At 55.7% G+C, this 22099-nt stretch carries 19 protein-coding genes and 1 tRNA gene; 9 read left to right on the top strand and 11 right to left on the bottom strand.

The annotated features are described in order from the left end of the window. Nucleotides 1–38: 38 nt before the first annotated feature. The 3 genes from cspE to ACSIPU_RS14500 all read right to left on the bottom strand — a co-directional run bounded on the left by cspE (nucleotide 39) and on the right by ACSIPU_RS14500 (nucleotide 2400). Entirely contained in the window at nucleotides 39–251 is a 213-nt protein-coding gene (cspE, locus tag ACSIPU_RS14510) for a transcription antiterminator/RNA stability regulator CspE (protein ID WP_000014594.1), read from the bottom strand. 260 nt (nucleotides 252–511) lie between these two features. Beyond that, nucleotides 512–805 (bottom strand): HTH-type transcriptional regulator, encoded by a 294-nt coding sequence (locus ACSIPU_RS14505; protein ID WP_004106774.1) that lies wholly within the window; start codon nucleotides 803–805, stop codon nucleotides 512–514. 236 nt (nucleotides 806–1041) lie between these two features. Further along, a complete protein-coding gene (locus ACSIPU_RS14500) occupies nucleotides 1042–2400 on the bottom strand; it encodes an MFS transporter (RefSeq protein WP_004106772.1) in 1359 nt (452 codons plus the stop codon). 633 nt (nucleotides 2401–3033) lie between these two features. On the opposite strand from ACSIPU_RS14500, the gene ACSIPU_RS14495 reads away from it, so the two are divergent. Continuing rightward, nucleotides 3034–3744: a DUF3053 domain-containing protein gene (locus ACSIPU_RS14495; protein ID WP_004106769.1), complete on the top strand. Its 711-nt coding sequence runs from the start codon at nucleotides 3034–3036 to the stop codon at nucleotides 3742–3744. A gap of 57 nt (nucleotides 3745–3801) precedes the next feature. On the opposite strand, the gene ghrB is transcribed toward ACSIPU_RS14495, so the two are convergent. From ghrB to ACSIPU_RS14465, 6 genes are all read right to left on the bottom strand, one after another. Beyond that, nucleotides 3802–4773 carry a glyoxylate/hydroxypyruvate reductase GhrB gene (gene ghrB, locus ACSIPU_RS14490; RefSeq protein WP_032729123.1) on the bottom strand — a complete coding sequence of 324 codons (972 nt, stop codon included), beginning with the start codon at nucleotides 4771–4773 and terminating at the stop codon, nucleotides 3802–3804. A 24-nt stretch (nucleotides 4774–4797) separates the two neighbouring features. Continuing rightward, entirely contained in the window at nucleotides 4798–6078 is a 1281-nt protein-coding gene (locus ACSIPU_RS14485; RefSeq protein WP_004106766.1) for an MFS transporter, read from the bottom strand. Between the two features lie 101 nt (nucleotides 6079–6179). Beyond that, nucleotides 6180–7118 carry a sugar kinase gene (locus tag ACSIPU_RS14480; RefSeq protein WP_196557640.1) on the bottom strand — a complete coding sequence of 313 codons (939 nt, stop codon included), beginning with the start codon at nucleotides 7116–7118 and terminating at the stop codon, nucleotides 6180–6182. A 3-nt stretch (nucleotides 7119–7121) separates the two neighbouring features. Then, a complete protein-coding gene (locus ACSIPU_RS14475; protein WP_004116325.1) occupies nucleotides 7122–7871 on the bottom strand; it encodes a sugar phosphate isomerase/epimerase family protein in 750 nt (249 codons plus the stop codon). A gap of 108 nt (nucleotides 7872–7979) precedes the next feature. Further along, nucleotides 7980–8996: a LacI family DNA-binding transcriptional regulator gene (locus ACSIPU_RS14470; protein WP_004106759.1), complete on the bottom strand. Its 1017-nt coding sequence runs from the start codon at nucleotides 8994–8996 to the stop codon at nucleotides 7980–7982. 94 nt (nucleotides 8997–9090) lie between these two features. Continuing rightward, the gene (locus ACSIPU_RS14465) at nucleotides 9091–9753 is read right to left on the bottom strand and encodes an OmpA family lipoprotein (RefSeq protein ID WP_004106757.1); all 663 of its coding nucleotides are present in this window, start codon (nucleotides 9751–9753) and stop codon (nucleotides 9091–9093) included. A gap of 167 nt (nucleotides 9754–9920) precedes the next feature. Between ACSIPU_RS14465 and ACSIPU_RS14460 the strand changes: the two genes are divergently transcribed. Beyond that, entirely contained in the window at nucleotides 9921–12251 is a 2331-nt protein-coding gene (locus ACSIPU_RS14460) for a molybdopterin guanine dinucleotide-containing S/N-oxide reductase (RefSeq protein WP_004106755.1), read from the top strand. Here ACSIPU_RS14460 and ACSIPU_RS14455 read toward each other — a convergent pair. Together ACSIPU_RS14455 and tag are read right to left on the bottom strand one after the other, a co-directional pair. Then, nucleotides 12214–12660 carry an N-acetyltransferase gene (locus tag ACSIPU_RS14455; RefSeq protein ID WP_004106753.1) on the bottom strand — a complete coding sequence of 149 codons (447 nt, stop codon included), beginning with the start codon at nucleotides 12658–12660 and terminating at the stop codon, nucleotides 12214–12216. The genes ACSIPU_RS14460 and ACSIPU_RS14455 overlap by 38 nt on opposite strands. After that, nucleotides 12638–13219, bottom strand: a complete 582-nt coding sequence (gene tag, locus ACSIPU_RS14450) for a DNA-3-methyladenine glycosylase I (RefSeq protein ID WP_004116312.1) — start codon at nucleotides 13217–13219, stop codon at nucleotides 12638–12640. Before tag ends, ACSIPU_RS14455 begins: the two co-directional genes overlap by 23 nt. A gap of 159 nt (nucleotides 13220–13378) precedes the next feature. Here tag and ACSIPU_RS14445 point away from each other — a divergent pair, with 159 nt between their 5' ends. From ACSIPU_RS14445 to dppC, 7 genes are all read left to right on the top strand, one after another. Next, nucleotides 13379–14023, top strand: a complete 645-nt coding sequence (locus ACSIPU_RS14445) for a hypothetical protein (RefSeq protein ID WP_032729117.1) — start codon at nucleotides 13379–13381, stop codon at nucleotides 14021–14023. 239 nt (nucleotides 14024–14262) lie between these two features. Further along, nucleotides 14263–15465: an L-lactate MFS transporter gene (locus ACSIPU_RS14440; RefSeq protein ID WP_004116308.1), complete on the top strand. Its 1203-nt coding sequence runs from the start codon at nucleotides 14263–14265 to the stop codon at nucleotides 15463–15465. A 241-nt stretch (nucleotides 15466–15706) separates the two neighbouring features. Continuing rightward, on the top strand, nucleotides 15707–17395 hold the full coding sequence (eptB, locus tag ACSIPU_RS14435; protein WP_004116305.1) for a kdo(2)-lipid A phosphoethanolamine 7''-transferase: 1689 nt from the start codon (nucleotides 15707–15709) through the stop codon (nucleotides 17393–17395). A gap of 89 nt (nucleotides 17396–17484) precedes the next feature. Then, nucleotides 17485–17561 (top strand) — tRNA-Pro (locus ACSIPU_RS14430). Nucleotides 17562–18449: 888 nt separating this feature from the next. Further along, nucleotides 18450–20057 (top strand): dipeptide ABC transporter periplasmic-binding protein DppA, encoded by a 1608-nt coding sequence (gene dppA / locus ACSIPU_RS14425; protein WP_196557642.1) that lies wholly within the window; start codon nucleotides 18450–18452, stop codon nucleotides 20055–20057. Between the two features lie 107 nt (nucleotides 20058–20164). Continuing rightward, nucleotides 20165–21184 (top strand): dipeptide ABC transporter permease DppB, encoded by a 1020-nt coding sequence (dppB, locus tag ACSIPU_RS14420; RefSeq protein ID WP_004106742.1) that lies wholly within the window; start codon nucleotides 20165–20167, stop codon nucleotides 21182–21184. Between the two features lie 9 nt (nucleotides 21185–21193). Then, nucleotides 21194–22096, top strand: coding sequence for a dipeptide ABC transporter permease DppC (gene dppC / locus ACSIPU_RS14415; RefSeq protein WP_004106740.1), 903 nt, complete (start codon nucleotides 21194–21196; stop codon nucleotides 22094–22096). The last annotated feature ends 3 nt before the right edge of the window (nucleotides 22097–22099 follow it).

Below are 22099 nucleotides of genomic sequence, written 5' to 3'. Positions count from 1 at the left end.
CCGTATGGCAGGGACTTAGAATTTTGAGCTTTTTAAGCTTACAGGCTGGTTACGTTGCCAGCTGCCGGGCCTTTAGCGCCGCTTTCGATGGTGAAGGAAACTTTCTGACCTTCGTCCAGAGATTTATAGCCATCGTTCTGGATAGCAGAGAAGTGTACGAACACGTCTTTAGAACCATCGTCAGGAGTGATGAAGCCAAAGCCTTTGTCAGCGTTGAACCATTTTACGATACCAGTCATTTTACCGGACATAGTGAATTACCTTTAAAAAAATAAATGAGCCTTGCGGCGTTACGGTCTGGACTACAGATTTAAAGCGATAAAGGGAAAGTTCACTACCGGGGTATCAACGGATAACCTTTGAAGGACTGCTCTATTCGAATGCTCTGTGGTCTTTACTTCAAACCTGCGAGCATTAACGCATTTTCACGTCGTGATAGCAAACTTTTTTTTCGTTGGCTTGAAAACGGTCCTTTAGCAGGACCGCTAGCCGAAACCTATAAACGCTAAAATTATGAATCAATAAGCTGTCTTGAAAGCTGCGGATTGGCCTGTATCAGGCGCATCAGCTTAAGCTCCGTGGGCGAAGGCCGTACGCGTCTTGACTCCCACTCTTGTACCATTGCTACGCTGACGCCCATGGCGTTGGCAAAATCATCTATTTTCAGCCCGGTACCTTTGCGTAGCTGGTCAAATTCAATGCATGCGGCGGGCTTACGCGTCAGGGAGGCCGCCTGAGCCTGATCTTTAAAAATAATTTGTTCAAGGTTGCTCAGCAGTTCAAATGCAGGATCTTTATATTCCATTGAGGACTCCTCTCTTTCATACGGCGGAGGGTGAATTATGTAGAGCCTCTTAAGAATAGTCGGAAAAAAAGCCCAGGAATGATTACCCTGATAATTATTTATCACCAGAGGTTCTTCAGGTCCGTTGCAGACGCTATAAGGTGCTGAAAAGTAATAGAGAGAGCAGTTAAGCAAATTATTGTAAACAGGTCAGAAGAAAAGCAGAAATGGCCAGCGCGCGCCCGCTGGCCGGTGTATTACGCCTTTTGCAGCTTCTCCACTTCGCCTGGCGCAGCCGCAGGTTGCCGCTGACCCAGCTTATATTTCACCAGCAGGGCGATGGCCGACAGAAATGCCGGGATAGCCAGCAGGGAGAAAATTGTTTCGAAAGAGAGCTGGGCCTGCATCAGGAATGCGCCGCTAAACGCCCCGAGAATGCCGCCAAAGCGGCCAATACCCAGCATCCAGGCCACGCCGGTTGCGCGTCCCTGAGTGGGATAGAAGCCGGCAGCCAGCGCCGGCATCGACGATTGCGCGCCGTTCATAATGCTGCCGGCGATAAATACCATAATCCCCATCAGCAGCAGGTTATGGGTTGAGAAACCGACCAGACAAACAAAGACCCCCGTCAGCAGCCAGCCTACCGCCACGACTTTGTTTGGATTGAGCTTATCCATCAGCGCGCCGAGAATGAGTACGCCAATGCCGCCACCCAGCGGGAACAGCGCGGTGATAATGGAGGCCTGGCTCATCGTCGCCCCGGTTTCGCGGATGAGCAGCGGCAGCCAGCTGGTCAGTAAATAGAAAATCAGCAGGCCCATAAAGTAGGTCAGGCAAAGCATCACGGTGCCGACGGCGTAGCGCGGAGAAAAAATCACGCCGATGGACGATTTCTCTTTTACCTGGCCCGCTTCGCGAAGCTCAAATTCCGCCTGCTCAGGAACAGGTGCAATGCGGCGCAGGATCGCGGCGATACGCTGCGCAGGCTGGCGTTTGACCACCATATAGCGCGCGGATTCCGGTAGAAAAAAGATCAAAACGACCGCCAGCAGCAGCGGCATTACGCCACCGAGCACCAGCACGCTTTGCCAGCCGTAATGGGGGATCATCCAGGCGGAGAGAAAACCGCCCAGCGAGGAGCCCATTGGAAAGCCAACGAACATCAGATTGACCATTAGCGCTCTGCGGCGCTCAGGGGCATATTCGCTCATCAGTGTCGCGGCGTTCGGCATGGCGGCACCCAGCCCAAGGCCGGTGAGAAAACGCAGCAGCGTTAGCTGATTAAGGCTGGTAGCAAAGGCGGTCAGCAGGCTGAAGCCGCCGAAAACCACAATGGACAAAATCAGAACTTTTTTGCGCCCAACGCGATCGGCGAGCGGTCCGGCGGTCAGCGCGCCGACGGCGAGCCCGACTAAGGCGGCGCTCATCACCGGGCCTAACGCCGATTTTTCGACGCCCCATTCCTGCACCAGGTCAGAGGCGATAAAGCCGATTATCGCGGTATCGAATCCGTCCATCGCGACGGTGATAAAACATAAGGCCAGAATCATCCACTGGTATTTCGTGAAGGGATGTTCATTGATAAAAGCCTGAATATCGATGGTTGTTTTCTTCATGCGGCATTCCTGGCAGGCAGAGCGGGGGACAGAGATATACCCGTCATACTTCAAGTTGCCTGTGCGTTGGCTTCGCTCGTTCACCCCAGTTACTTACACCAGTAAGCGCCTGGGACTCTCTCACTTGCCGCGTTACGCGGCTTAAGGCCTCGCCCCTTACGGTGCCAGCGCAAGCGCTGTTCAAAACGGTTAACCGCTTTGTCCCGCAACTCGAATTACTTGGGGTATCGATTATTGTTATCTCCCTCGCGGTCGTTGATGTTGTTTGTGCGATTATCGAACAAAGAGCCGTTAATCGCTCATTTAATAAAATCATCGAACGGCGGTTCAGGCAATGCAGGCGAAAAGGGAAGCGTGCGATTATCGTCCACTTTGCGACGTGGGCAGAAGAGAGAATAGATTAATAATATTAAAATCAAATAGTTAAGCGTTTCGCTCGAATGCCGGATGATAGCGGTAATTGTGATGAACTTAACAGCCGACGCGACTGGCCGCTAAAACGCTAAAAAGCCGGCTTTCAGGGAGGAAGATTGTGAGGAAAAGGTATCCTGCAAGGCCGACCTGGACTATCCTTGTCAGCGTCTGGCACGTGTGTGTCTGTTTGCGCTTTTTTTGGCTGAAAGGAGTAAAAAAATGGCGACAGGAAAGTCCTGCTCTCGCTGGTTTGCGGCTATTGCGGCCCTGTTAATGGTGGTTAGCCTGAGTGGGTGTTTTGATAAAGAAGGCGATCAGCGCAAAGCGTTCATCGATTTCCTGCAAAATACGGCAATGCGTAGCGGCGAACGTCTGCCGACGCTGACCGCCGATCAGAAAAAACAGTTTGGGCCTTTCGTTTCCGATTATGCGGTGATTTATGGCTATTCACAGCAGGTAAGCCAGGCGATGGATGCGGGTTTGCGTCCGGTGGTGGATAGCGTAAACGCGATCCGCGTACCGCAGGATTATGTCACCCAGCGCGAGCCGCTGCGTCAGGCAAACGGCGCCCTCGGCGTACTGAGCCAGCAGCTGGAGAATGCAAAAATGCAGGCGGATGCCGCTCACGGCGCGCTGAAGCAGGGGGACGATCTCAAGCCGGTCTTCGACCAGGTGTATAATAAAGTCGTGACCGCGCCGGCGAATGCGCTACAGCCGCTTATTCCGGCCGCTCAGGTCTTTACCCAGCAGCTGGTGCAGGTAGGCGATTTTATTGCTCAGCAAGAATCCCAGGTTAGCTTTGCGGCGAACGGTATTCAGTTCCCGACTTCGCAGCAGGCCAGCCAGTACAATACGCTGATTGGCCCGCTGGCCGCTCAGCACCAGGCCTTCAACCAGGCGTGGACGGCAGCTGTTAACGCGACCCGTTAACGGCTCTGATAGCCCGGGCAAGGCTTCACCTTCGCCCGGGTTTTCTTTTTCCCCTTCTCACTTCACCTGCGGATTCACGCAGTTCTTTTCCACTTTACCGTTCAGAGCATCAATCAGGTTATCCACCGCGCAGGCCGCCATGTTATAGCGGGTTTCATGCGTTGCGGAGCCAATATGCGGCACGGCAACAACGTTCGGCATAGTCAGCAGCGGGGAGTCTTTTTCCAGCGGTTCTTGTTCGAAAACGTCCAGTCCGGCGGCGTGAATAACCCCTTCCTGCAGAGCGGCAATCAGCGCCTTTTCGTCCACTACCGGGCCGCGCCCGGCGTTAATAAAGATGGCGCTGGACTTCATTTTGGCGAACTGTTCTTTGCCGAACAGATGATAAGTCTCGTCGGTCAGCGGTAGGATCAGGCAGACAAAATCCGCTTCCTGCAGCAGGGTATCGAGATTGCAATAGCGGGCGTTAAAGCGCTCTTCCGCCTGCGGGTGCTGGCGGCGGGCATTGTAGAGAATCGGCATACCGAAGCCCGCGTGGGCGCGCTGGGCGAGCGCCATCCCGATACGCCCCATACCCACGATGCCGAGGGTTTTATGATGCACATCGTTGCCAAACCAGTCCGGACCGATGCTTTTGGTCCACTCCCCGGCCTTCACGCGGTTGGCCACCTCAACCACCCGACGCGCGGTGCTCAGTACCAGGGCCATTACGGTATCGGCGACGGTTTCGGTCAGCACGGTCGGGGTGTGCATCAGCAGCACCTTACGCGCATTCAGCGCATCGACGTCGAAGTTATCGTAACCGACGGAAATGGTCGAGGTCGCACGAAGCTTGGGCATTTTCTCCAGTAACGCGGTATCGACTTTTTCGCTGGAACCCAGCAGGCCAACCGCTTCAGCGAACGCGTCGGCGTGCTGCGAAACGGTCTCCGGACGCAGGTTTTTCACCTGAGTGACGGTAAAGTGTTGTTCCAGACGCTGTTGCAGGTCGTCGGGAAGCGTTTTGTAGAGAATAACTGACGGCTTCATGCGGTTCTCCGTTGCGTTAAGGTTTCAGGCGTGACGTGCGCCAAGCGGAAGTTTTTGATTATTAGCAGGCTTAACAATCAAAGTAAGCCATACCGAGACGAAAAGCGCCACTCCCATGAAAATGTACGAGGCTGCGGGGCTGCCGGTAGTGCCGTTCAGGTAACCGACAAACCATGAACCGAAGAACGAACCCAGCGCGCCCATGCTGTTAATCAGCGCCATGGCGCCGCCGGCGACGTTGCGCGGCAGCATCTCAGGAATGATGGCGAAGAACGGCCCGTAGGGGGCGTACATCGCCGCGCCGGCAATCACCAGCAGGGTGTACGAGATCCAGAAATGGTTGGCGCCAACGGCCCAGGAACCAATAAAGGCGAAGGCGGCAATCAGCAGCAGCGGCCAGACAAACAGCTTGCGGTTCTGCATTTTATCAGAGGCCCAGGAGACTACGATCATCGCGATGGTCGCCGCCAGATAGGGAACCGAGGAGAGCCAGCCGACTTCGACCATGCCCATATTCTCGCCGCCGCTGCGGATAATGGACGGCAGCCACAGAACGAAACCGTAAACCCCGATGCTCCAGGCGAAATACTGCATGCACAGCAGGATAACATTGCGCGAGCGGAAGGCTTCGCCGTAGTTGCGCACCGGTTTGATACCCTGCTGTTCACGCTCCAGCTGCTCCTGTAACGCGGCTTTTTCACTTTCCGCCAGCCAGTTGACCTGCGACGGTTTATCTTTTACCAGCACCCACCAGCAGAAGGCCCAAATTACCGCCGGAACCCCTTCAATAATAAACATTTCCCGCCAGCCGAAAGCCTGGATGAGATAGCCGGATACGACCGACATCCACAGCACCGTCACCGGGTTACCGAGGATCAGGAAGGTATTGGCGCGGGAGCGTTCAGATTTCGTAAACCAGTTGCTGATGTAAATCAGCATCGCCGGCATGACCGCAGCCTCGACAACCCCAAGAATAAAACGAATCGCCGCCAGCGCGGGGATATTGTGCACCATCCCGGTCAGCGAGGCGCAGGCACCCCAAAGGATCAGACAGATAAAAATCAGTTTACGTACGCTGCGGCGTTCGGCGTAAATCGCGCCGGGGATCTGAAAGAAGAAGTAGCCGAGGAAGAACAGCGCTCCCAGCAGGGAGGAGATACCTTTGGTGATCCCCAGGTCTTCGGTAATACCGGCCGCCGAAGCGAAGCTGAAGTTAGCGCGGTCGAGGTATGCCAGGCTATACGTGATAAACACGATAGGCATGATGTACCACCAGCGTTTTGTTGCATTCGTTGAACTATTCATAGTTTTGCCTCTGTAATTGAGGTGACGCTCATCATAGAAAAGATTCGTTACGCCGCGCTGCATGTAGGGTACAGAACGGCCTGACGTTGTGCTGAATCTGTTTACTCGCCCAGCGCCTCGCGCGTGGGTAAGCCTTCGCTATCGCCCTGAACCTGAATGGCCAGGGAGCCAATTTTATTTCCACGTTTTACCGCCTGCTGCAGCGGTTTTCCTTCCAACAGGGCGCTGATGACCCCGACGGCAAAACCATCGCCCGCGCCGACGGTATCGACGACGTTATCCACTTTTATTGCCGCGACGGCCCCCTGTTCGCCGTCGGCGGTTTTATACCAGGCGCCATCGGTTCCGGTTTTAATGATGACCGCGCGAACACCGTGGCGGAGATAAAAGTCCGCAATAGCTTCCGGCGTTTGCTGGCCGGTCAGAATCATGCCTTCTTTTAAACCCGGCAGAACCCAGTCGGCCTGGAAGGCAAGCTGGTTAAGCTTCTCCACCATTTCGGCTTCGCTTTTCCACAGCACCGGCCGCAGATTGGGGTCGAACGAAATGGTTTTTCCCTGCGCCTTCATGGTGCGTGCCGCGCGGTCCAGCAGGGCGTATGAACTTTCCGACAGCGCGGCGGCCACGCCGCTTAAGTGCAGGTGGCGGGCGCTGGCGAAGTACGATTCGTTAAAGTCGTCCGTCGAAAGATGGCTGGCGGCGGATCCTTTACGGAAGTATTCCACGATGGGATCGGTTCCATTTTCAACTTTAGATTTCAGCTGAAAGCCGGTAGCGTAGCGGCTATCGGTGCTCACGCCGTAGGCGTCGATCCCCTCCTTCGCCAGCGTATTGAGGACGAAGCGGCCAAAGCTGTCCGCGCCAACGCGGCTTACCCAGCCGACGCTTAAGCCGAGGCGGGCCAGACCGGTCGCGACGTTCAGCTCCGCGCCCGCCACGCGCTTCATAAAGTGTTCAACATCGGCCAGCTTGCCGGTTTCGGTGGCGATAAACATCGCCATCGCTTCGCCTATCGTGATGACATCTAATGGTTTTTGCATAACTTAATCCTCGCGTAACAGCTTGACGTAGCGGCGGGTCACGGCCGTCAGGTCATGGCCAGTCAGCGGAAATTCGATCCCCCGCGGGGCATCGGCGGGCAGGTTGTTGAGCAGCGCCAGCCAGCGTGCGGAGGCCTCATCCGGCGGCACGGCGCGAAACTGCGAATGGTGCGGCTCAGCCGCCTTAACATGAATATAGCTAACGGCCGGGGCCAGGTGGCGAGCAGCCTCTTCCGGCGAGTCGCCGACCCATAGCCAGTTGCCCATATCAAAGGTGAGGGTGATCGGCAGCTGATTAACCCGGCAGGCGGCTTTGAAGCGCTGCATCGGCGCCAGCTGGCCGCAGTCGGTTTGGTCGTTTTCCACCACCAGCGCCATCCCGCTCTCCTGCAGAATTTCGCGCAGGGCTTCGAGGTCATCGTGGTGGCTAAAGTGGCCCAGCGAGAGCTTCAGCCACAGCGCGTTGAGCGTTTGCGCTTCCAGCAAAAAGTCGCTAAGACGCGGGTTGAGCGAGCCGTCTGCGGCAAACAGGGCTTCCGGCGCGGAATAGCAGACCAGCAGGCCGCGACGCTCAATGTCGGCCGCTAATTCCGCCAGGCGGGACAGTTCATCAGGGGTGAACAGTTCGCGGCGGATCTCTACGCCATCGGCGCCGGAACCGGCGATAAACGGCAGGACGGCGGACTGTCCGCCCAGCGCTTTAACGTGGTCATTCCCGTACGCGGCGGTAACGACAATAATCTTTCTGGCCATCCCAATACTCCCGACGATTATCTGATGCGTTGCTTATTACGCTAGATGGTATCGGTTCCAAAGCAAAGGCCAGGATGTCTGATTTATGATCGCCATCACGAAGGATCGCTAGCGGGAGGTTGAGCCTCTGACGATCAGCTCTCCGGAAAATACCCTTTCGCAGACCGGGTCGGTGCTGCCTTCAATCCGGCGCACCACCTGCTCGACGGCGGCGAAGCCAATCTGCCAGGTCGGCTGTTTGAGCGTAGTAATCCCCACGCCCGCCAGCTCGGCCCACTCCAGTTCATCGAAGCCCAGCAGGCCGATATCGCTGCCCCAAATCAGGCCAACGCGTTTCAGGGAGCGTGCCACCTGCAGCGTCAGCGCGCCGTTGGCGGAAATTACCGCCTTACGCATGCCGCGATGGTGGGAGTGGAAATGACGCAGGACGTTATCCAGCATCGCGCCATCGTTCAACGGCACTTCGGCGTTTTCCGCGACGATGCCGGTATGGCGCTGGAGCGTCTGGCGAAACGCGCTCAGGCGCTCGCGACGGGTATTGACTGAGCCAAGGGGCTCGCTGAGGAACAACAGCGCTTCGAAGCCTTTCTCCACCAGATGTTCGGTGGCCGTGGTGGCGGCCTGGGTATTATCGAGGCCGACGACATCGCAGGCGAATTCCGGAATCTTGCGGTCGATAAGCACCATCGGCAGCGCCGACTGCTGCAGGCGGTTAAGGCCATCCTCACGCATCCCGACGGCGTTGACCACAATCCCCTCGACCTGGTAGCTGCGCAGCAGGTCGAGATAGTGCAGTTCCTGATCCAGCTCGTTGTTGGTATTACATACCAGTAGGGTGAATCCCTTTTCACGACAGGCCGCTTCAATACCGCTGAGCACGTTGACGGAGTAGGGATTGGTAATATCGGCGATGATCAGGCCGATCAGTCGGGTGCGGCCATGCTTCAGGCCGCGGGCCATCAGGCTGGGACGATAGTCGAGCTCGGCAATGGCTTTTTCAATGCGTCCCAGCAAATCGTCGGAAAGCAGGTGCTTCTCGCCGTTCAGATAGCGTGAAATGCTGGTTTTGCCGGTCTTTGCGGCTTTCGCCACATCGCTAATGGTTGCTCGCGCCGCTTTCGCCATGGTGGCTTCCTTTGCTGAAATCTGCACACACCTTAGCGCGAAAATCCGCTATATCAAGCATTTTGCCCGGCGATTCGCCGGACAAAGGGAGAGGTTACTGCAGCGGGCTGAGGGTAATTTCCACGCGGCGGTTCTGCGCTTTCCCTTCCGCCGTGCTGTTGCTGGCGATGGGGTTCGCCGGACCCATGCCGGTCGTGCGGATGCGACTGGCCGCTACGCCCTGGGTGATAAGCGCGCTGGCGACGCTCTCCGCGCGCTGCTGAGAAAGACGCATATTCAGATCCTGGCTACCGGTACTGTCGGTATAGCCAACCACGTTAACCGCGGTTTTCTCATACTCTTTGAGCACCATTGCCACCCCGGTCAGGGTATTGGCGCCTGCCGGTTTGAGATTGGCGCTGCTGCTGTCGAAGGTCACATTGTTTGGCATATTCAGCACGATATTGTCACCGTTGCGCGTTACGCTTACGCCGGTTCCCTGCATTTTGTCGCGCAGCTTCGCTTCCTGCACGTCCATGTAGTAACCGATGCCGCCGCCCAGCGCTGCACCGGCCGCTGCGCCAATCAGCGCGCCTTTGCCGCGGTCATGTTTGGAAGAGGAGAGCACGCCGACGCCTGCGCCGACCAATGAACCAATGCCCGCGCCGATCCCGGATTTACCCGCTTCGCGTTCGCCAGTGTAGGGGTTGGTGGTACAGCCAGAAATGACCAGTGCGCCGCTAACGATAGCCGCAATCATGAGTACGCGTTTTTTCATCTTAATTCCTTAATCCTTTTTATTCTTTGCCACAGCGACCGTGACGGTTGATTATGACGCCCGAAGCCGGAGAAAATTCCGCAGAGAGCATCTCAATTTGTAAATAACATTGAACGGCTGAATAACTTGTCGTCACTACACCTGCTATCGCTGACCAGGAGTCCGTTTTGCCAACTTCATCTGCCACCAAAACTATTCTGACCGCCGCCCACTGGGGACCCATACTGGTCGAAACCGATGGTGAAAACGTCATCTCGTCGCGCGGAGCGCTTGATACGCCTTTCGCCAACTCCCTGCAAACTGCCGTGCGCGATCAGGTGCACAGCAAAACTCGGGTACGTTACCCGATGGTGCGTAAGGGCTTCCTCGCCTCGCCAGAAAGCCCACAAGGCGTGCGCGGGCAGGACGAGTTTGTGCGGGTGAGCTGGGAGCAGGCGCTGGATCTGATTCACGCTCAGCATCGACGCATTCGCGACAGCTATGGCCCGAGCGCCATCTTCGCGGGTTCCTACGGCTGGCGTTCTAACGGCGTGCTGCACAAAGCGGCGACGCTGCTCCAGCGCTATATGAGCCTGGCGGGCGGTTATACCGGGCATCTGGGCGATTATTCCACCGGCGCGGCGCAGGCGATCATGCCGTACGTGGTTGGCGGTAATGAGGTTTATCAGCAGCAGACCAGCTGGCCAATGGTGCTGGAACATAGCGATGTGGTGGTGCTGTGGAGCGCTAACCCATTAAATACGCTAAAAATTGCCTGGAACGCTTCCGATGAGCAGGGCATCCCGTGGTTCGATCGTCTGCGTCAGAGCGGGAAGCGGGTGATCTGCATCGATCCAATGCGATCGGAAACGGCGGAATTCTTTGGCGACGCGGCGGAGTGGATCGCCCCGCATATGGGCACCGACGTGGCGCTGATGCTCGGTATCGCCCATACGCTGGTGGAAAACGGCTGGCAGGATGACGCGTTTTTGGCCCGCTGCACCAGCGGCTATGACGTTTTCGCTCGCTATCTGACCGGGGAGAGCGACGGAACGGCCAAAACGGCGGAATGGGCGGCGGCGATCTGCGGCATTAGCGCGGAAAAAATTCGCGAACTGGCACAACTTTTCCACGAAAACACCACCATGTTAATGTCCGGCTGGGGAATGCAGCGCCAGCAGTTTGGCGAACAAAAGCACTGGATGCTGGTGACCCTTGCCGCCATGCTCGGCCAGATTGGCACCGAGGGCGGAGGCTTTGGCCTCTCCTATCACTTTGCCAACGGCGGCAACCCTACGCGCCGCGCGGCGGTGCTGGCCTCAATGCAGGGCAGCGTGGCGGGCGGTACCGATGCAGTGGAAAAAATCCCGGTCGCGCGCATCGTTGAAGCGCTGGAAAACCCCGGGGCGTCTTATCAACATAACGGTATGGAACGCCGCTTCCCGGATATCCGCTTTATCTGGTGGGCGGGCGGCGCCAACTTTACCCATCATCAGGATACCAATCGCCTGATCCGCGCCTGGCAAAAGCCGGAGCTGGTGGTGATTTCCGAATGCTTCTGGACCGCGGCGGCGCGCCATGCCGATATCGTCCTGCCTGCGACAACCTCATTTGAACGCAACGATATGACGATGACCGGCGATTACAGTAACCAGCATCTGGTGCCGATGAAGCGGGTGGTCGCGCCGCGCGATGAAGCGCGCGATGATTTCGAGGTCTTCGCCGATCTCAGCGAGCGCTGGGAAGCGGGCGGGCGGGAGCGCTTCACTGAGGGTAAAAACGATCTGCAGTGGCTGGAGACGTTTTACCAGATTGCCGCCCAGCGCGGGGCGGCGCAGCAGGTTTCCCTGCCGCCGTTCGCCCAGTTCTGGCAGGACAATCAGTTGATTGAAATGCCGGAAAATCCTGAAAACGCGCGTTTCGCCCGCTTTGCCGCCTTCAGGGCCGATCCGCTGGCGAATCCGCTGAAAACCGCCAGCGGAAAAATTGAAATTCACTCGCCGACCATCGCCGGGTTTGCTTATGCGGATTGCCCGCCGCATCCTATGTGGCTGGAGCCGGACGAGTGGCACGGCAATGCGCAGGCAGGCCAGCTTCAGGTGCTTTCCGCGCATCCGGCGCATCGCCTTCATAGCCAGCTCAACCAGACGTCGCTGCGTGAACGGTACGCTGTGGCGGGCCGTGAACCGTTAACCCTTCATCCGCAGGATGCGCAGGCGCGCAATATTGCCGATGGCGATCTGGTGCGGGTATGGAATTCACGCGGTCAGGTGCTGGCCGGCGCAGTGGTAACCGAGGGTATCCGTCCGGGGGTTATCTGCCTGCATGAAGGGGCGTGGCCGGATCTCGACGCTCAGGCGGGTATCTGCAAAAACGGTGCGGTAAACGTGCTTACCAAAGATATTCCCACCTCGCGGCTGGGCAACGGCTGCGCCGGAAATACGGCGCTGGCCTGGCTGGAAAAATATACCGGACCCGAGCTTACGCTGACGGCATTTGATCCGCCGACCAATGCATAATCCAGGTTGGATGCTGGGTTTCATCCTGCCATGCGCAGTCTTCAATGCGGAAGCCTTGCGCATGGTAGAAATTTACCGCCTGAACGTTTTTCTGATATACCTCGAGGCTGAGCCAGCCGTAGTGTTTTTTGACTTCGCTAATTAGCGCGCTGCCGATACCCTGTCTGACGGCGTCCGGCGCAACGAACAGCGCGCCGATGAAGCGGGATTCCATTACGCTGATAAAGCCCTTCAGCATGCCATCCTGTTCCCAGACCCAGGTTTGGGCGGCGGGCAGATAAACGTCGCGCACTATCGCCAGGCTATCATGCCAGTAGCTTTCGGCGATAAACGGGTGCGCGTGGATCGTACTTTCCAGCCACAGCTCAAGCAGCGGGCCGGTTTCGCTAGCGTCCCAGTGACGAATCATCCTGGCCTCCTGTGCGACAGAAACAGCCGGTGACGTGGTCATTGACCAGACCGCAGGCCTGCATAAAGGAGTAGCAGATAGTGGAGCCGACAAACTTAAAGCCGCGTTTTTTCAGCGCTTTCGATAGCGCGTCAGAAGCGGGGGTGGTTGTCGGGATCTCCGCCAGCGTGGCGGCGGTCGTCACCTGCGGTTGATTGTCGACGAACGACCAGACGAAATCTGCGAAAGGTTCGCCATTTTCTTCCATTGCCAGGAAGGCGCGAGCGTTGCCGATGATGGCCTGGATTTTACCGCGGTGGCGAATAATACCGGCGTCGAGAAGCAGACGTTCAATATCTTCTTCACCCATAGCGGCGACGCGAACCGGGTCAAACTGGTGAAAAGCGTTGCGGTAGTTTTCACGCTTTTTCAGCACGGTGATCCACGATAGTCCGGCCTGCTGGCCCTCAAGGCAAATCATCTCAAACAGCTTACGAGGATTCTTTTCCGCAACGCCCCACTCGCTATCGTGATACTCAATGTATAAAGGATCCTGACTGACCCATCCGCAACGTTGCATCTGCCTCTCCCTTTTGTCATAAAAATCAGTCGTTCAACTTGACGGCTGAAAGATAAAGATAATAGTTAATACAGGGTTATTATTCCCACAGCAGGAATAGGGCACCCCATAAAAAAACACAGCAACTTTGCCGTTTCGGCTCTTTTTGGAGTCGCATTAATGATAATAAAGAAATGCAATGGCCTCCGGGGATTCCTGGTCCCGGCGTGCGTATCCGTCTGGGCGTCGTGTGTTGCCGGTGCGAATGCCTGGCAACAGGAATATATCGCTATCGATACAAAAAGTAATACAGCGGAACGCTATACATGGGACAGCGATCACCAACCGCGCTATGAAGATATTCTCGCGGAGCGGATAAATGCGGCCGACGATCCTTCAGGACTGGCATTTAATAAGGCAGTCTCCCCGGCAGATAGCGCCCGCGGGATGAGCGTCGGCTGGAATTTCTCTCTGCTCGAGGGCATGACGTCCGGTCCGGTAGCCAGTTTACATACCGATTTGACTTCGCTGCTGCTTAGCCGAAATGCCGCCGGAGCCGGCTATGTGAATACGCTGGGCTGGCGGGTCGATTACCAGAAATTATGGGGCGTACATCCGTGGGCGCAGGTGAGCTATAACCAGGGATTAACGACGGATTCTGGCGGGCCGAATCGCGCGCAGGATGGCGCCTGGCGGGACGTGACCTTTGGCGCGGATATGTCGCTTAACCCCCATATAGCCGCCTGGGCGGCGCTATCGCAGGCGGATAATGTGCCCTCCGGGGAAAACTATCTCTATTTAATGGGCGTGAGCGCCAATTTTTAATTTATTTGTATCATGTTTTATTTAATTTATTAACGTATCAGTTACAGCATTGACGCATCTTGCAGCGATAGTGGACACTAACTTTGCAGTAAATATTTAAGGCGTGAATGTTTTGCAATGTCATTCATTCCGTCTTTTATGCATTTCATTCCGCAGTAGCGGCAGCTCATGCCTTTTTTCCCCAGGCTTACAGGGGACTTCGTTATGGTGGCGGCAGTTAATTATTCAGGACAACTGCTATGAACGCTGCAAACCGTCAATACACCCGCTGGCTCACGCTGCTCGGCACTATCATTACGCAATTTGCGCTGGGATCGGTTTATACATGGAGTTTGTTCAATAGTTCCCTTTCCGCCAAGCTGAACGAACCGGTAAGCCAGGTGGCATTCTCATTTGGCCTGCTAAGCCTTGGTCTGGCGCTCTCCTCATCCGTGGCGGGTAAATTACAGGAACGTTTTGGCGTCAAACGCGTCACCATGGCGTCAGGCGTTCTGCTGGGCCTCGGTTTCTTCCTTACCGCTCATTCAAACAGCCTGATGATGCTGTGGCTGAGCGCGGGCCTGCTGGTGGGGCTGGCGGATGGCGCCGGCTATCTGCTCACGCTGTCAAACTGCGTCAAATGGTTCCCGGAACGTAAGGGGCTGATCTCCGCCTTTTCCATCGGTTCTTATGGGCTTGGCAGCCTGGGCTTTAAATTTATTGATTCCCATCTGCTGGCGACGGTCGGCCTTGAGAAAACCTTTATTATCTGGGGCGCTATCGTGCTGGTGATGATTGTGTTCGGCGCGACGCTGATGAAAGACGCACCGAACCATACCGCTACCGCCAACAACGGCGTCGTCGAAAACGACTTCACCCTTGCCGAATCGATGCGTAAACCACAGTACTGGATGCTGGCGGTAATGTTCCTGACCGCCTGCATGAGCGGCCTGTACGTGATTGGCGTGGCGAAAGATATTGCCCAGGGGATGGTGCACCTTGATGTGGCGACGGCAGCTAACGCGGTCACGGTGATCTCTATCGCTAACCTTAGCGGTCGCCTGGTGCTGGGGATCCTGTCTGATAAAATGTCCCGTATTCGAGTGATTACCATCGGGCAGGTTGTTTCGCTTATCGGTATGGCGGCGCTGCTGTTCGCTCCGCTGAACGCCACCACTTTCTTCGCCGCCATTGCCTGCGTGGCCTTTAACTTCGGCGGTACGATTACCGTCTTCCCGTCGCTGGTCAGCGAATTCTTTGGTCTCAATAACCTGGCGAAAAACTACGGCGTGATTTATCTCGGCTTTGGTATCGGCAGCATTTGCGGTTCCCTGATTGCGTCCCTGTTCGGCGGTTTCTACGTGACCTTCTGCGTCATCTTTGCGCTGCTGATTCTCTCCCTGGCGCTATCGACCACCATCCGCCAGCCGAAAAGTGAGATTTATCACGAAGCGCATGCCTGAAACCGGGCGTTATCGTGGTCTCGATGATTAATCACCTAAGCTAATAGTGCCAATCCAACCAAATGTTTTGTAAATGTTTGGTTGGATCACATTCCCTCCTGATACTTTTCCCTTCCGCTGTGGTCTACTTAGCGCGCATTGTAGAGGTTTCTTATAACCAAGCTAAACGCACTTTATTAACCTGCTTACTTATATTGCTTAAGTCGGGCGGTTTTATCTCTTCGTTTTCCAGGTTTTTTGCATGAAATACATTAAAACGATGACGCAGCTGAAGCTCAGTATCTGGCTGGCGCTGTACATCGGCTGGTTTATGAACGCTGCCGTACTCTTCCGCCGCTTCGAAGGGTACGCTCAGGAATTTACCATCTGGAAAGGACTCTCAGGGGCAGTGGAACTGGTCGGGACTTTCCTGGTCACCTTCTTTCTGCTGCGTATTTTGTCGCTGTTCGGACGCCGGGTCTGGCGTATCCTCGCGACTATCGTCGTTCTATTCTCCGCTGCCGCCAGCTATTACATGACCTTCCTGAACGTGGTGATCGGCTACGGGATTATCGCCTCGGTGATGACCACCGACATCGACTTATCCAGAGAGGTGATCGGCTGGCACCTGATCCTCTGGCTGGTGCTGATGAGCGCGCTGCCGCTGCTGCTTATCTGGAGCAACCGCTGCCGCTTCACGCTGCTGCGGCAAATTCGTACCCCTGGTCAGCGGATGAAGAATATTACGATCGTATTGCTGGCGGGATTGATGGTCTGGGGGCCAATCCGTTTGCTGGAGGTCCGTCAGAAGAACTTCGAGCGGAGCTCAGAGGTCGATCTGCCAAGCTACGGCGGCGTAGTGGCTAACTCCTACCTGCCGTCAAACTGGCTTTCGGCGCTGGGGCTGTACGCGTGGGCGCAGGTTGATGAGTCATCGGATACTAAATCCCTGATTAATCCGGCGAAAAAATTTACCTACGTGGCGCCCGAAGGGCTCGACGATACCTACGTGGTGTTTATCATCGGCGAAACCACCCGCTGGGATCATATGGGGATTCTGGGCTATAGCCGTAATACCACGCCTAAGCTGGCGCAGGAGAAAAACCTGGTCGCTTTTCGCGGATACTCCTGCGATACCGCGACTAAGCTGTCCCTGCGCTGTATGTTCGTCCGTCAGGGCGGGGCGGATGATAATCCGCAGCGGACGCTGAAAGAGCAGAACGTTTTTGCCGTTCTGCATCAGCTTGGCTTTACCGGCGACCTGTATGCCATGCAGAGCGAGATGTGGTTCTACAGCAACACGATGGCGAACAATATCGCCTATCGCGAGCAGATTGGCGCGGAGCCGAGTAACCGCGGCAAGAGCGTTGACGATATGCTGCTGGTGGACGAAATGAAGCGCGGTCTGGCGAAGAATCCCAATGGTAAGCATCTGATTATTCTGCATACCAAAGGGTCGCACTTTAACTATACCCAGCGCTATCCGCGCAGTTTTGCGCAGTGGCAGCCGGAGTGCGTTGGCGTCGATAATAAGTGTTCGAAGGCTGAGCTGATTAACTCGTATGATAACAGCGTGACCTATGTCGATCACTTTATTGTCAGCGTGCTGGATCAGCTGCGGGATAAGAAAGCGATTGTTTTCTATGCCGCCGACCACGGCGAGTCCATTAATGAGCGCGAGCACCTGCACGGTACGCCTCGCAAGATGGCGCCGCCGGAGCAGTTCCGCGTGCCGATGATGGTATGGATGTCGGATAAGTATCTGGCGTCTCCCGATCATGCCGCCTCTTTTGCTCGTCTGAAGCAGCAGGCAGCCATGAAGGTGCCGCGCCGCCACGTAGAGCTGTATGACACCATTATGGGCTGTCTTGGCTATACTTCGCCGGATGGCGGGATTAACCAATATAACAACTGGTGCCACGTTCCTGACGCTGCGGCGAAAAAGCCGTAGCGGAGTGGCGAGTTTCTCGCCGCTTGAGCGACTTTTTCATAATAAGGCATTGACGGGTGTGTATCGCAGCAGTAAGATGCGCCCGCATTCGGTGATTGGCGCAGCCTGGTAGCGCACTTCGTTCGGGACGAAGGGGTCGGAGGTTCGAATCCTCTATCACCGACCAAATTCAAAAGCCTGCTCAACGAGCAGGCTTTTTTGCATCTGTAGCTTTTACTGATATGCAGCATCGCCTCCGGGAAATTAGCCGCATCGCACACCGCTCCCGAGGGCGGCGCAAAACGCCTTGCCCGGGCTACAGGTTCAGCATTGTCTGCGGGCAGGTAGCCCGGACAGATGCGCAGCATCGCCTCGGGGAAAAGGCGCTGCCTGCTAAGAGTGTGAAAAAACGCATCCATCCTCATTTCCTGCCGCCAATTCCCTGTTTTGTGACATCTTCCATTGTATTTTTTTATATATACTCCGATCTTTTTTCGCGAAGCTTATGGATAACTTCAGCATTTTCCGCTGTGCGTTTTAACGTTCACGCTATTTATCGCTCACATATTGGTCACATCGCAAGAAATTTTTACCATTTCCTGGAATTGCTTATGACTGCCTGTTGAAAAATATAAAGGGCTTTATTCTGTCTATTGGCCGCTAGCATAAATTTCTCTGCTGGAAATAGCGCATTGCACTTTTTTTAATCTTTGCCTGCCGATTCTCACCCCGGATGTAAAACCAGGTTGGCTGTATTGACGTTTCCCCATTCTGTTGACAGATTGTAGGGCATGAGGGGCATTTCATGGAGAATCCGTACTGCAACTCAGTCGTTTTTGCGAAAGGAATCCCCATCTCTCTCAACGCTTTCGGGCACCACCGACCGGACCGGGTATATTCTAAATAGTTCGAGCTGCGGGAAGGCGGCAAGCTTGAGAATCCCCAGGAGCATAGATGGCTATGTGACTGGAGCGATCGAGCGCAGCCAACGCATCCGTAGTTCGAAATATGACGAATAAAAATAAATAAAGGTCTGGCGGATATATGCAAACAACATCACATTTGGAGCAGAATAATGAGTATTTCCTTGAAGAAATCAGGGATGCTGAAGCTTGGTCTGAGCCTGGTTGCCATGACCGTCGCAGCAAGCGTACAAGCGAAGACCCTGGTTTATTGTTCAGAAGGTTCGCCGGAAGGCTTTAACCCACAGCTCTTCACCTCTGGTACCACCTATGACGCCAGCTCAGTGCCAATTTATAACCGCCTGGTAGAATTCAAAACCGGCACCACGGAAGTTATTCCGGGCCTGGCGGAGAAATGGGAAGTTAGTGAAGACGGAAAAACCTATACTTTCCATCTGCGTAAAGACGTGAAGTGGCAGGATAACAAAGATTTTAAACCGACCCGCACGCTGAACGCCGATGACGTCGTTTTCTCATTCGACAGACAAAAAAATACCAATAACCCGTACCACAAAGTGTCTGGCGGCAGCTATGAATACTTTGAAGGCATGGGATTACCAGACCTGATTAGCGAAGTGAAGAAAGTGGACGATAATACCGTCCAGTTCGTGCTGACCCGTCCGGAATCGCCGTTCCTTGCCGACCTCGCTATGGACTTCGCCTCTATTCTGTCAAAAGAGTATACCGATAACATGCTGAAAGCCGGTACGCCGGAGAAAGTGGACCTCAACCCAATCGGTACCGGTCCGTTCCAGCTGCTGCAGTATCAAAAAGACTCCCGTATTCTCTATAAAGCCTTCCCGGGTTACTGGGGCACTAAGCCGAAAATCGATCGCCTGGTCTTCTCCATCACCCCTGATGCTTCCGTGCGCTACGCTAAGCTGCAGAAAAATGAATGCCAGATCATGCCGTACCCGAACCCGGCAGACATCGCGCGCATGAAGGAAGACAAAAATATCACCCTGCTGGAACAGCCGGGTCTGAACGTCGGCTACCTCTCTTTTAACACCGAGAAGAAGCCGCTGGATGATGTCAAAGTTCGTCAGGCGCTGACCTACGCGGTAAACAAAGAAGCGATTATCAAAGCCGTTTATCAGGGCGCCGGCCAGGCCGCGAAGAACCTGATCCCGCCGACCATGTGGGGCTATAACGACGACATTAAAGACTACACCTACGATCCAGAAAAAGCGAAAGCGCTGCTGAAAGAGGCGGGACTGGAAAAAGGCTTTACCATCGACCTGTGGGCGATGCCGGTACAGCGTCCGTATAACCCGAACGCGCGCCGTATGGCTGAGATGATTCAGGCCGACTGGGCTAAAGTTGGCGTCCAGGCCAAGATCGTGACCTTCGAGTGGGGTGAATACCTCAAGCGCGCGAAAGCGGGCGAGCACCAGACCGTAATGATGGGCTGGACCGGCGACAACGGGGATCCGGATAACTTCTTCGCGACCCTGTTTAGCTGCGCCGCGGCAAAAGACGGTTCTAACTACTCCCGCTGGTGCTACAAGCCGTTTGAAGACTTGATTCAACCGGCTCGCGCTACCGACGACCACAACAAGCGTATTGAGCTGTACAAACAGGCTCAGGTTGTGATGCACGACCAGGCGCCGGCGCTGATCGTCGCTCACTCCACCGTCTATGAGCCGGTGCGTAAAGAGGTCAAAGGCTACGTGGTCGATCCATTAGGTAAACACCACTTCGATAACGTCTCTATCGAATAATAACAGCGTGTTTCCCCTCTCCCCGCCTTGGGGAGAGGGAATTGACATTTGTGAGCAATACAGACGTCCTGTCACCAGGCGGGTCGTCACTAGAGAGAATCCGGGTTATGTTGCAGTTCATTCTCCGACGTTTGGGACTTGTCATCCCGACATTTATCGGTATTACCCTTCTCACTTTTGCCTTCGTTCATATGATTCCCGGCGACCCGGTGATGATTATGGCGGGCGAACGTGGTATTTCCCCTGAACGTCACGCGCAGCTGCTGGCCGAGATGGGCCTTGATAAACCGATGTGGCAGCAGTACGTCAACTATATTTGGGGCGTGATGCACGGTGATTTGGGCATCTCGCTGAAAAGCCGTATTCCCGTCTGGGAAGAGTTCGTACCGCGCTTTAAAGCCACGATGGAGCTGGGCGTCTGCGCGATGATTTTTGCCGTCATTGTCGGTATCCCGGTGGGCGTGCTGGCGGCGGTTAAGCGCGGCTCTATCTTCGACCACACCTCCGTTGGCCTCGCGCTGACCGGCTACTCTATGCCCATCTTCTGGTGGGGCATGATGCTAATCATGCTGGTGTCGGTGCAGCTCAATCTGACGCCGGTTTCCGGGCGTATCAGCGATACCGTCTTCCTTGACGATACCCTGCCGTTGACCGGATTTATGCTGATCGATACCGCGATTTGGGGCGAGCCGGGCGACTTTATTGATGCGGTAATGCATATGATCCTGCCCGCGGTGGTGCTGGGGACGATTCCCCTGGCGGTGATCGTGCGTATGACCCGTTCGTCGATGCTGGAAGTGCTGGGTGAGGATTATATCCGTACCGCGCGCGCGAAAGGCCTGACGCGGATGCGGGTAATCATCGTGCATGCTTTACGTAACGCGATGCTGCCGGTGGTCACGGTTATCGGCCTGCAGGTCGGTACGCTGCTGGCGGGGGCTATCCTGACCGAAACCATCTTCTCCTGGCCGGGCCTTGGCCGCTGGCTGATTGATGCGCTGCAGCGCCGCGACTATCCGGTGGTGCAGGGCGGGGTGCTGCTGGTGGCGACGATGATTATTCTCGTCAACCTGCTGGTCGACCTATTGTACGGCGTGGTGAACCCGCGTATCCGGCATAAGAAGTAAGGGGCCATCATGTCACAAGTTACTGAAAATAAAGTTGTCGCCGCGCCGGTGCCAATGACCCCGTTGCAGGAGTTCTGGCACTATTTTAAACGTAATAAAGGCGCCGTCGTGGGGCTGGCCTATGTCGCGGTGATGATCATCATCGCCGTCTTCGCCAACTTCCTCGCGCCTTACAATCCGGCGGATCAGTTCCGCGATGCGCTGCTGGCTCCGCCGTTCTGGCAGGAGGGCGGCAGCATGTCCCACCTGCTCGGCACCGATGACGTTGGCCGCGATATCCTGTCGCGCCTGATGTACGGCGCGCGCCTGTCGCTGCTGGTAGGCTGTCTGGTCGTTGTGCTATCGCTGATCCTCGGTGTGGTGCTCGGTCTTGTCGCGGGCTATTTTGGCGGCGTGATTGACTCGGTCATTATGCGCGTTGTCGACATTATGCTGGCTCTGCCAAGTCTGCTGCTGGCGCTGGTGCTGGTGGCCATCTTCGGCCCGTCGATCGTCAATGCCTCAATAGCGCTGACCTTTGTCGCCCTGCCGCACTACGTGCGTCTGACCCGCGCGGCGGTGCTGGTAGAGGTGAACCGCGATTACGTCACCGCTTCCCGCGTGGCGGGGGCTGGCGCGATGCGTCAGATGTTTATCAACATTCTTCCTAACTGCCTTGCGCCGCTGATTGTTCAGGCGTCTCTGGGCTTCTCTAACGCCATTCTCGATATGGCCGCTCTTGGCTTCCTTGGCATGGGTGCGCAGCCGCCGACACCGGAGTGGGGCACGATGCTCTCCGACGTGTTGCAGTTCGCGCAGAGCGCCTGGTGGGTCGTCACCTTTCCCGGTGTCGCTATCCTGCTGACGGTGCTGGCATTTAACCTGATGGGTGACGGTCTGCGTGACGCGCTCGATCCCAAACTGAAGCAGTAAGAG

The organism is Klebsiella sp. HN106 (genome assembly GCF_051209435.1).
Classification (GTDB): Bacteria; Pseudomonadota; Gammaproteobacteria; order Enterobacterales; family Enterobacteriaceae; genus Klebsiella; species Klebsiella oxytoca.
The sequence above is the reverse complement of the archived record's forward strand: the minus strand, read 5'-3'. Positions and strand labels throughout refer to the sequence as shown.